General features: G+C 68.7%; 7 protein-coding genes and 3 pseudogenes. 6 read left to right on the top strand and 4 right to left on the bottom strand.

Going from position 1 to position 10,676, the window contains the following annotated elements:
- Window positions 1–511: 511 nt before the first annotated feature.
- Window positions 512–811, bottom strand: coding sequence for a hypothetical protein (locus ACFXGX_RS41985; RefSeq protein ID WP_384803377.1), 300 nt, complete (start codon window positions 809–811; stop codon window positions 512–514).
- A 544-nt stretch (window positions 812–1,355) separates the two neighbouring features.
- Window positions 1,356–1,460: pseudogene (locus tag ACFXGX_RS41990) on the bottom strand (DUF2382 domain-containing protein); the annotation flags it as partial.
- Here ACFXGX_RS41990 and ACFXGX_RS41995 point away from each other — a divergent pair.
- The 6 genes and pseudogenes from ACFXGX_RS41995 to ACFXGX_RS42020 all read left to right on the top strand — a co-directional run.
- A pseudogene (locus ACFXGX_RS41995) lies at window positions 1,456–1,899 on the top strand (YihY/virulence factor BrkB family protein); the annotation flags it as partial. The pseudogenes ACFXGX_RS41990 and ACFXGX_RS41995 overlap by 5 nt on opposite strands.
- A gap of 246 nt (window positions 1,900–2,145) precedes the next feature.
- Window positions 2,146–2,487 (top strand): annotated as a pseudogene (locus ACFXGX_RS42000) (phosphatase PAP2 family protein); the annotation flags it as partial.
- Window positions 2,488–2,645: 158 nt separating this feature from the next.
- Window positions 2,646–3,065 (top strand): phage holin family protein, encoded by a 420-nt coding sequence (locus tag ACFXGX_RS42005; protein WP_384803380.1) that lies wholly within the window; start codon window positions 2,646–2,648, stop codon window positions 3,063–3,065.
- Window positions 3,062–3,526, top strand: a complete 465-nt coding sequence (locus tag ACFXGX_RS42010; RefSeq protein ID WP_384803383.1) for a DUF3618 domain-containing protein — start codon at window positions 3,062–3,064, stop codon at window positions 3,524–3,526. Before ACFXGX_RS42005 ends, ACFXGX_RS42010 begins: the two co-directional genes overlap by 4 nt.
- Window positions 3,493–3,849 (top strand): DUF4235 domain-containing protein, encoded by a 357-nt coding sequence (locus tag ACFXGX_RS42015; RefSeq protein WP_384803386.1) that lies wholly within the window; start codon window positions 3,493–3,495, stop codon window positions 3,847–3,849. The genes ACFXGX_RS42010 and ACFXGX_RS42015 overlap by 34 nt, the downstream gene beginning before the upstream one ends.
- Window positions 3,850–4,738: 889 nt before the next feature.
- The gene (locus ACFXGX_RS42020) at window positions 4,739–5,728 is read left to right on the top strand and encodes a magnesium and cobalt transport protein CorA (protein WP_384803389.1); all 990 of its coding nucleotides are present in this window, start codon (window positions 4,739–4,741) and stop codon (window positions 5,726–5,728) included.
- Between the two features lie 64 nt (window positions 5,729–5,792).
- On the opposite strand, the gene ACFXGX_RS42025 is transcribed toward ACFXGX_RS42020, so the two are convergent.
- Together ACFXGX_RS42025 and ACFXGX_RS42030 are read right to left on the bottom strand one after the other, a co-directional pair.
- Complete coding sequence (locus ACFXGX_RS42025) at window positions 5,793–6,950, bottom strand: aromatic acid exporter family protein (RefSeq protein ID WP_384803392.1); 1,158 nt, start codon at window positions 6,948–6,950, stop codon at window positions 5,793–5,795.
- A 773-nt stretch (window positions 6,951–7,723) separates the two neighbouring features.
- Window positions 7,724–10,111 carry a Helicase associated domain protein gene (locus ACFXGX_RS42030; RefSeq protein ID WP_384803395.1) on the bottom strand — a complete coding sequence of 796 codons (2,388 nt, stop codon included), beginning with the start codon at window positions 10,109–10,111 and terminating at the stop codon, window positions 7,724–7,726.
- Between the last annotated feature and the right edge of the window lie 565 nt (window positions 10,112–10,676).

Raw genomic sequence — 10,676 nt, forward strand, 5'->3', positions numbered from 1 at the left:
ACGCCGCCCGGAGGCAGGCGAACAGAAGTACGCACAAGAGGGCGTTCGAACTCAGCGAGCTGATGAAGGACTTCTTGGACGGTGCAGGGTGAGCTAGAACGCGTAGCAATCAGAACCCTCTCGCCGTCCTGCACCCGCACACGGACCAGCTCAGCAGCGGGTCAGTGGAACCTATGAGACCGCGCAACGCACGCGCGCACGGCCGACGTCGCACCGGGACTGCCTGCGGCAGAGACTCCGGTCATGAGCACGATGCGACGCCAACTTGGCACGGGCCCGAGCACCGCCACGAGCACTTCAGCGACCGGCACAGGCCCTCGGCTCCTGCCCGCTGACCGAGTCCAGCCGGAGGGGCTCCTAGAGGACGTCGAGCGCCAGGACGTCGCCAACCTGAAAGGCCGGCGGATCCTCGGCACCGGCGGCACGACACCGGGAGGACCGGGCCGAACCTAGGCCCGGCCGCGAGCTCCCGGTCTCCCGGATTGCCGGGGCGGCCAGCGCAGACGGCCACCTAGTTGACCCTGAAGTCCTCCCGCACTACTTCACCGTCGGGCATCTCCTTGATCTCCTCGATCGTTTTCTTGCCATTTTCGTCGTCGAAGATGATCGCCTCTCTGCGGAGCGGATCGACGATCTCTTCGATAGCCAAGTGGGTCGAGTGGTGTCCGTTACCCACGTGATCATTCTGGATGACCTCCGTCGTGAAGAACTCCCTCTCTTCAAAGGGCACATCGGCATGGGCAGTAGCGGACACGGACAGAGCCGCGCCTGCCAGTGCGATAGCGGCAGTCGCGCGCTTGATGTTGTGCATGCCCTGCTAACGATCTTGAGGGTCTGCCGTCACTGGGCATCCCGGGTGGCATGCGTCCGCGGCCACCGGACCTGGTGCACACCCCCGACGGGGTCGCGCAGGCCGTTGTCGCCAGGGACAAATGCTCTCGGTTGTGACCTACGCAGCCACGGCCGTACGACTCGCCGCGCTAGAAGGCGTGCCGCGCCCTCGTGCGGTCGTGAATGCAAGAGGTGTGACCGTATTGATCTTTCACGTGGGGCCTGACACCTCTTGCAACTTTGAACGGGGACGGGCAGCGCGAACGCCTAGAGGCCATCGGAATCGCCCCGCTGCCCCCGGCCAAGGAAGCGTCCGCGAAGGCTGGCAAGAGTGGCTCGGGGGCCTTCGAGCAGGGTGTGGCAGCCCTACGTCTGTATTTTGCGCGTACGGGCTCCGTGACCGTCTCGAGGGCCCATGTTGAGGAGCTGGAGGATGGCACGTCCGTTCGGCTGGGGGTGTGGATCTCCAACACCAAGAGCCGCGGGGCGAAGCTCGCCCCCGAGCAGCGCGCGCAGTTGGCGCCGCGTACCTCTTCGTGGCGGACGGGGACGGTCTGTTGGACCTCTTCGGTGACCACGTACTTGCGCAGCCGGGCCCGGCCGACCTCCGGGCGTTCGGTGCCGACGTGCGGGCTGGCCCGCCAGGCGGGTGCTGCTCTGGGTTTCGGGGACACGGCGCTGACGGTGTGGTCGATCGCGAAGTGGCCGGTGCTGGTCGTGCTGGTCACGATCATGATCGCGCTTCTGTTCTGGGCGACACCGAACGTGAAGGGCCGCGGTTTCAGGTGGGTCACACCGGGCAGCGTGCTGGCCCTGGTGATCTGGGTGATCGCCTCGGCCGGGTTCGCGTTCTACGTGGCGAACTTCGCCTCGAACAACAAGACCTACGGCACCCTCGCCGGAGTGATCGTGTTCCTGGTGTGGCTGTGGATCAGCAACATCGCGATCCTGCTCGGCCTGGAGTTCGACGCGGAGATGGCCCGCCAACGCGCCGTCGCCGGCGGTTTGCCCGAGGAGGAAGAGCCCTATGTCCCGCCCCGCGACACCCGTACGTGGAGCGAGGAAGAGGTCGTCGAGTTAGGCGCTGCTCGGACCGGGAAGTCGCAGCTCATGAGAGTGCTGGCGAACCTTCGTGAGGGTGATCACCGGTTGACGCGGTGGGTGGCGTCGTGGCGGTCGGACTGCGTTCGCCGGGTGCTGCCGGCGGTGGAGGAGACGGCCGAGCACACCAAGTTGTGGTGGGGTGCCGCCGTGGCCCTGTCCGCCACCGGGTGGCGGGGGCGTAGGGCCGCGGCCGCGGGCCTGGCGAGCATGGCCGTGGCGGAGCTGGCCTCCAACTGTGTCCTCAAGCAGATATGGCATCGGCGCCGGCCGCCGGAGGAATGGATCTCGCACCCGGAGGTCCATGACCGCCCCGACTCCTCGTCCTTCCCCTCCGGGCACACCGCCGCGGGGGTGGCGTTCAGTACCGCGGTGGCGGCGGTGTGGCCGTGGGCGGGCGCGGTGTGTGCGGTGCCGGCCGGCATGGTGGCCGTCGAACGCGTGCACACGGGCGCCCACTACCCCTCCGACGTCGCCGTCGGCGCCGCGATCGGTCTGGCCGCAGCAGCCCTGGTACGTCGTACGCCCCACCTGGCCCGGCGCTTGCTGCGATGACAAGCACAACCCGATTACCGCAGACCCGCCGGATGGCGGACCCGCATCCGGGTACCCGGGACTCGTCGAGGCGGGTATGCCTCGCTCACCCGCACAGGCCGACGCCTTCATCCCGGACACGACTACTACCCGGCAGCTGAGAAAGGCGGCAATCCATCATGAGTACCCAGGATTCCCACCGCGGCCCGAGCGGCTCGCAGGAGCCGGTGGGCGATCTGGTCCAGCGGGCCTCCCAGCAGCTGACGGAGCTGGTCCGCGGGGAAATGCGGCTGGCGCAGGCGGAGATGAAGGAGAAGGGCAAGCGGTACGGCAAGGGCGGGGGCCTGTTCGGCGGCGCCGGTCTGGTCGGCTTCCTGACAGCGCAGGCCCTAATCGCCACCGCCATCGCGGCCCTGGCCGTTGTCCTCCCGGTGTGGGCCGCGGCCCTGATCGTCACCGCCGTCCTCGGCGTGATCACCGCCGTGCTGGCCCTGACGGGCAAGAAGGAAGTCAGCCAGGCCGCACCGCCGGCACCCGAGCAGACCATCGACAGCGTCAAGGCCGACGTGGCCGAGATCAAGGAGAGTGCACAGCGATGACCCAGCAGCCCCCCGACGAGCCCACCGCCTCCAGCCCTGAACAGCTGCGGGAGCAGGTCGAGCAAACCCGCCAGGAGCTGGGGGAGACGGTTGAGAGCCTGGCCGCCAAGACGGACGTCAAGGCCCGCGCGCAGGAGAAGGCGACCGTGCTCAAGGAGCAGGCGGGCGCCAGGGCCACGGAGCTGACCGGGCAGGTCAAGGTGAAGGCTGCCGAGGCCGCGCACCTGGTGCAGGACAAGCTGCCCGACCCGGTCAAGGACAAGGCCACAGCAGCTGCGGAGCAGGTGAAGGCCAAGGCCGGACAGGCCGGTCAGGTGTGGCAGGACAAGGCACCCGAGCCGGTCCGCGCCAAGGCCCATCAGGGCGCCGAGGCGGCCCGCGCCAACCGCACCGTGCTGATCGTGGTCGGCAGCGTGGCGGTGGCCGCGTGGCTGCTGCTGCGCCGCCGTGGCAGGAGGTAACCGCGAAGGCATCGAAAGTCGCCTACAAGCCGGTCGGTCTGGCGCTCGGCGCGCTCAGCGGCGTGCTGGCCGGCGGGGTGTTCAAGCAGGTGTGGAAGAGGCTCGGCCATGACGAGGACGCCCCGGACGCCACCGACGAGGACCGCACCTGGCAGGAGGTTCTGCTCGCCGCAACGCTGCAGGGCGCGATCTTCGCCGGGGTCAAGGCGGCCGTCGACCGGGCAGGAGCCGCCGGCACTCGCCGCCTGACCGGGACCTGGCCGGCTGATCCGCCCTCTGCCAGCGGCGCCCCGCCCTCCCGGGCTCCGGGCGCCGCTGGCTGAGCAGTCGGCCCGGACTGGTGGGAGGAACCCGTGACCGCACACCGCTCGTTGGCGGCTCTCGCCGCCGTGGCCGTTACCGCCGCAGTGCTGCTGGCCCGGTGGTGGGGGAGATCCCGCCCCAGTGCCGACCGCGCCCGCCGACACGACACTGGCCCCGCCGGAAACGACCGAATCGGCGAACTCCGCCTGGCGATGCCCGACGCCGCCTCCGACCAGGTCCTGCGTGAGGCCGAAGAGCACCTCAGCCGGCACTGGAACCGGCTGCGGTCGCTCTATCCCCTTCACCCGACGACACCGCGCCCCAATGACCCGCAGCAGCTGACGGGTGAAGACGGCGCCGTAGGTCCGACAGCATGGCTCCTTGAGCGCGTGCTCCCGCGTCAGCGGGAGGAACGCCCTTGTGGTGGCGGTCGTGCTTCGGAGTCGCGGAACGCCTGCCTGCCGGACGTCTGCCGGGCAGCCCAGCCGTGGTAGCCATCGCCCCGCAGCCACAGCACTCAGTTATGCCGCGCCGGCGACACGCCGATGCCCAGACTCACCGCCGCCCGAGGGCGCCTGGGAGCCCGCGCGCGGAACGAGGGACAAATGGCGCCTGGTCCTGGCATGGCGCGGCGCCGGCCGCGGGGGCGAAGTCTGCCCGAGTAGCCATTCCTCATAGCGGCCCAGCGCCAGGACAAGACACAGCAGCCCCGGGGGCAGAAGGAAAGCGGCGAGGACCACGGCAGCTCCTCTTGAAGACGGCTCCTCCCGTTCGGGTAGCCCCGCCCGGCCGGATGGAAAGCCTGGCCGCGTGAAGGAAGCGTGCCCATCGCGTGTGGACAGCGCGTCTGCCGGACGCCCGTCGACAGCCGGCAGGCATGCAATCGCCGCGGCGGTGCAGGCGGGGAGTATGAGGTGTGTCATCTACCGTGAGCCGCCGGGCGAGCCGGAGCAGGTGGACTGCCAGCAGGTCGACGGTGGCTGTGCGGCGGTGCTGGACAGTTTGAAGCGGGTGGGGGAAGGCGAGTTCTGCTGGGTTCATCTGGACGATCCCGGTCCAGGCGATCTGCAAGAACTGGCGGACCCTCTGGGGCTGCATCCGCTGGCGGTCGAGGACGCCGGAGAGGCGCACCAGCGGCCCAAGAGGGAGCGGTACGGCAACGTCCTCGCGGTGGCGCTGAAGACGCTGTGGTACGTCAAGGACGGCTGCGAGGTGGAGACCGGCGAGGTGATGGTCTTCATCGGTCCCCGATTCGCCCTGACCGTTCGTCATGGCCCGGCCGATCCCACTGCCGAGGCGGCCCGGAGGCTCGGCGAAGGCCCGTCGCTGCTGCGGTTCGGGCCCGTCGCCGTGCTGCACGCCGTCCTCGACACAGTGGTCGACTCCTACACCGAGGCCGCCGTCCAGGTCCGTACCGACCTGACCGCGCTGGAGCGGAGCGTGTTCTCCCCGGAGCGCGAGGACCTCACCGAGGGCATCTACTCCCTCAAACGCGAGGTCCTTGAATTCCGTGACACCGTCCAGCCCTTGGTCCCGGTGGTGCAGGACTTCGCCGGCCCCCACGCCGGGTGGCCCGAGGAGATGCTGCCCTACTTCCGCGACGTCGCCGACCACCTGCACCGCACCGACACCGAGGTGCGCTCCCTGGACGAACTGCTCAACTCCGCCCTCGACGCCCACCTCGCACGGGTCGGGATCTGGCAGAACGACGACATGCGACGTATCTCCGCCTGGGCCGCCATCTTGGCCACCCCCACTCTCGTCGCCGGCATCTACGGCATGAACTTCGCCCACATGCCGGAACTGAGCTGGACGTACGGATACCCGCTCGCCGTCGCCGTGATGGTCGGCGCCGCGGCCCTGCTGCACCGGAGCTTCCGCCGCAACGGCTGGCTGTGAACGCCGGGCGCCGCCGTCGGCCGTTGGAGGTGAGGCGACACCACCGTCGGTGCCGCCCCCAAAGTCAGTCCTGGACGAGCTGATCGGCCAGGCGGCGGGCCTGGGCCAGCAGCGCGCCGTGCGTCGCCAGTGCATCGGGATCGTCTGCCACGGCGCCGGGCAACCGCCGGTGGAGCTCGTCGAGGCTTCGATGCAGGTCCTCGACAGCCTCGCGCAGGGCCCCGTCGGCGGACTGCTCAGTGCCGGTTTCTGCGAAGCGGGTCTGGCCGTAGAGACCGATCGCCCGGACGGTATGGCGCAGGAAGCCCGCGTAAAGGCCGGCGATCCGAGGGCCGGGGCGGGCGGTCTTGTCGTTGTGGCTCGCGGTCTCCTGCACGGTGCGGGTCACGCCTGCGGTGTGCACGGCGACATGGTCCAATACGGCCAGCGCATCGTCGTACGCCTTGCCCGGCGGGCAGACGGCAGCCGTACCCCGCCCGCGGTGATTGCCCCGCATGCTCTCGCGGCTCCAGCCGATCGCGGAGCGGGCCTGATCGACCAGGCGTCCCAGCCGCAGCGCGCGCTCGTGCCACTCCCCAGCCGCGTGACCGTCCCACTCGCCACCGTCCAGCCCATCGGCCACCGCTTCCAGGATCTCCTGGGCCTCGCGGGCGGCGTCCGTCAGGGCGGCACGGGTGTCACGCAGGTACACCGGGGGCCGGATCACTGCGTTGACCGTGATGCCGACCACCGCTCCGAAGGCCGCCTCCGCGATGCGCGCCCCCGAAGTAGCGAGGGTGACCTGCCCGTTGGTCAGCACGAACAGCGCCCCGGTGGCGGCACAGATGCCCTGACTGCCCAGGCGCTGCCACTGCGCCAACAGCACCACCGCCGGAAGCACCACAGCCATCGCAACCATCGTGCTGTCCAGCACCAACGCGACGACCGTCGCCACCACCGTGCCCACCGCGATCGCCGCCAACTGCTGCAAACCGTGAACGAGCGACCGGTACACCGTCGACTCCACCAGCACGACCGCCACCCACGGAGCGACGAATGCCATGGGCGCCTGCAACCACCACCCAGCCACCGCCCACGCCACACAGGCGGCCAGCGCCGCCTTGCCGGCTTGCACCGTCAGATCGCGTTCACGTCCCGGTTCCGTCCACGCCCGCCGCACCGCCCGCACAGCAGCCCCGCCATGACGCCGAACCGCCCCTGTCGCCCCACCCGTCCACTCCATGGCATCCCAAGTGCCACACCAGCAGCGACAGATGCGCCCCTGTGGGCACCTTCACGGCAATCGACGAGGGTAAACGGCACCGAACGCACACGACAACTCCGCCCCACACGCCGTCTCGGTTCAGACGTGGGCTACGGGGCCGATTGAGTCCTGACCTCCGTCAACAGCGGTTCACCCGCAGACCTCGGCAGTACCGCGGCGCCGTATCCGCCCTTCCGCAAGGTCGTTATCAGGAAAGCCCCCCCGGCACCGTGCGGGGCCCGATGCTGTCATGGCAGATCGGCCCGGGGCCCGCGCGCGCCCGGCGGCCAGAGCCTCGGACGGGACTCGCACCAGCTGCCACACAGGTACGGTCCACCGGCTTTCCAAGCCCAGCGGTCAGGTGTGGGGGAGGGCGAAGGAGACGAGGAAGCCTGGGGGCGGTCGCGCGTCGGGCGGCGGCCCTCAGCGTTCGTGCCGGGCAGGGCTGGCGCCCGGTGAGGCGGCAGGAGCGGCCAGGCGCGTCGGCCGGCGCGGCCACACCGTCAGGCACATGAGTGAGAACTCGGCCTCAGCCGCTAGGTACCGGTGAGTCGGTCCCGCGGCGTACCGGCTGGAGAGCGATGATCCAGGCGTCACGTCACCTCTCGACGCCCGAGGCGGAGACGGCATCCTGTCGCTGTGGTCAGCTCCGGCAGGACCAGGCGGTCGTTTCGCTCTGCTCTGTCGAAACGACCGCCTGCAACAACAACCTGCAGCCCGCCCCTCGCACCGGGCCGCAGGTACTGCCCCTGTCAGGCGGCGGCCCATTCGAGTCCGAGTGCGGCGAGTGCGGCGAGCTTGTCGGCGGTGAGCTTGGCCCTGCGGCTCTTGGTGTTGCTGAGGAACACTCCGAGCTTGACCTCCGATCCGTCCGGCAGCGTCTCTACGTGGCCCCTGGGCACTGTCACAGAGCCTGTGCGGGCCTCGTACTGCGCCAGGGCTGCTACGCCCTTCTCGAAGGCGCTCACGGGCGCCGTGGCCGGGGCGGCGGGCGTTTCCGGCTCGGGAGCCACCGGGACGACGTCGACGGCCTCCAGGCGTTCGCGCTGTCCGTCTGTCAGGGCCTGCCAGACTTTCGGTGTCCGTTGCCGGGCGAGCCACTTGCCGATGTCCATGCCGTGGACGGTGAAGCCGGGCAGGACATGCGTCGGGTTTTCCTCGTCGCGCAGGAGTTCGCGTAGTGCGGCATAGTGGCGTTGCCAGTCGGCTGGCCATGCCGGGTTCCAGTCCTCGTCCACGGCCTTCAACGCCGTTTCCCATTCGGGGCGTTCGGCCAGAGCGTCGGGGCGGCGGAGGTTGGAGAGCCACTGCCCGACCGGCTTGTCCAGCATGGTCGCGGAGCGGGGTGCGCAGAGTGTCCAGTGCTGGTCGTAGTAGGCCTTGGCGGCTTCCAGGTTCTCCTGGAACCGTTCGTCGGTCGGTGACCAGACCATGCCCAGCTGCTCGAGTCGGCGGGCGCGTTGGCCGTTCATCTGTCCCGCCCCGTACGCGCGTCGCTGCTCCGCGATCCACTGCCCGAGCGGGTAGGCGCCTTCCTTGTGGCCGTAGGGAACCCTGGCGTGTGCCTCACGCTCGGTGAACTTCTTCAGCGATGCCCAGCCCCGCGCCCAGTCCTGCTTCTCCGTGTCGATCACGTTGAAGCTCACCCAGTCCGCGACCATCACCGGGTCACGCGGAGCAGCGAAACGAAGCAGGAGACGGGATTCTTCCTCGCCTTCCTCGGGCGCAGGGCCGATGTACTCGGAAGGCTGCGCCACGTCCTTCTGAGGCTCCTGCGGAATCGCCAGCAATTCCACGGCCTCTTCATCATGAGCCCGCAGCCCCTCAAGAACTTTCACCAAGGGCCGATACGATCCCGAGGTGAACATGTCCTCGGGCTTTTCTCCGGGCTGGAGAAATACCGGCACGATCAGAGAGGCGAGTTTCCCTTGTCCGGGCTTTTGACGGAGTGCCCGGCCGATGGCCTGGACGATGTCGTGGGGGGCGCCCTTGGGGTCCAAGAGGGCGACACTGTCCACCGCTCTGATGTCGACGCCCTCACCCAGGACACGACAGTTCGAAAGCACCGCGCGCCAGGCGGTGGAGCCGAACTCCCCCAGCACGCCGCGCCGGCGCTCCGTGACATGCTCGCCACACAGCCAGTCCGCCCAGATCTGCGCCGGGTACTTCTCCGGCTGGTCAGCGTGTAGCTTCGCAGCAACGCGCTCCAGGCCCTCCGCGTAAGCCTGCGCCTCTATCGTTCGGTGGTGGAAGGTAATGCAGGTCTGGAGCTGGTGCTGCTGCATCGTGTGCAGCAGCGCGGCCTGGAGCGCTCCGAGCCGCTGCCCGCGCACCTCCTCGGTGTGCCGCTCCTCGCCCATCAGCCGCTCGGGTGTGACGACCGGGTCCTGGAGCTCCAGGACGATGATCTGATACCGCGCCAGCAGTCCCCGCGAGACAGCGGATGCGAGCGAGAGTTTGTAGAGCACTGGTCCGAAGACCCGCTCGTCGTCCATGGAGGCCGCCATCTCCTTCGGCAGTGCCTCGTGTACTCCTTCTGCGACTTCCCAGTTCGGCCGTTCCTGCCAGATCCGCGGTGTCGCCGTCAGGTACAGCCGGCGGTCTGCCGGGATGACGCGCTGGCTGTGGATGTCGGCCCATGCCTTGCCCATCGAGCCGGACGTCCTGTGCGCCTCATCGACCACGGCCAGGTCCAGCGGGGCGAGGCGCTGCCCGTAGGCGCCCTCGAACGCCTCCGCCAGGACCCCCAGCGACGCGTACGTCGCGTAGATGGTCACCGGTCCCTCGCCGTGCCACAGGGCCAGCTGCACTGGGTTGGTGGTGGAGCGCACCTTGAGGTTCCACAGTTCCGGGTCGTCGGTGAGGCTGCACACCGCGACGGCCGGCCCTGTGTGTCCGGCGTCGCGCCATGCCTTCACGGTTTGGGTCAGAAGGTCGAGTGTCGGTACGAGGACGAGAATGCGTCCCTTGGGCACCATGCGCTTGGCCGACGCTGCCGCGATGAGGGTTTTTCCCGTTCCGCATGCGGCGTGTACCTGTCCGCGCAGACCGTTGGAGGGAATGCCGTCGGGTGGGATGTCGAGGCCGCGGACAATGGCGGCGACGGCCTCGATCTGATGGTCACGCAGTTTCACGGCCATTCCCGTGTTCTCCTTATGCGGCACGCAATCGGTCTGGAAAGACTGATGTTGATGAAGAGGGCCGGTGGTGGTGCTGTCTGATCCCAGACTCTACACAGCAGTCATCAGTGATGCATCAAGTTCGCCATATGGGTTGCTTCTGGCTCGATTCCGACCTCACATGGCGAACAAGTGTGTATTCTTGTGAGGTTTTGTCGGGTGTGATCGGGCAAGCTTTGAGAGCAAGGAAGGGTGGGGGAGGGGTTAGGGTGGTGCGCAGCGGAGCCCGTCACTGCGGTTGAGGCCGGCATCCCATCGGGGTCGCAGAGTCTGTCGGACCGTCACCCCAGTTGTCGGGTATGACCCGTGATTCCCAGTCACTACACAGGCGAGACACGTGATGCACGCCCTCTTGCTGCCGGCCCAGGCGACCGCGCTTGCGCGGGTGCCCACAATTCGCGCTTGCGCGAATTGTAACTCTTCTTCAGAATTCCGTTTACGGAATTCATTCCCGCGCTTGCGCGGGAATTCCAAATTGCGCTTGCGCAATTCGCACTCTATGCAGCGCGCCAGCGCTGCATATCCC

Source organism: Streptomyces sp. NPDC059371 (assembly GCF_042751995.1).
GTDB lineage: Bacteria > Actinomycetota > Actinomycetes > Streptomycetales > Streptomycetaceae > Streptomyces.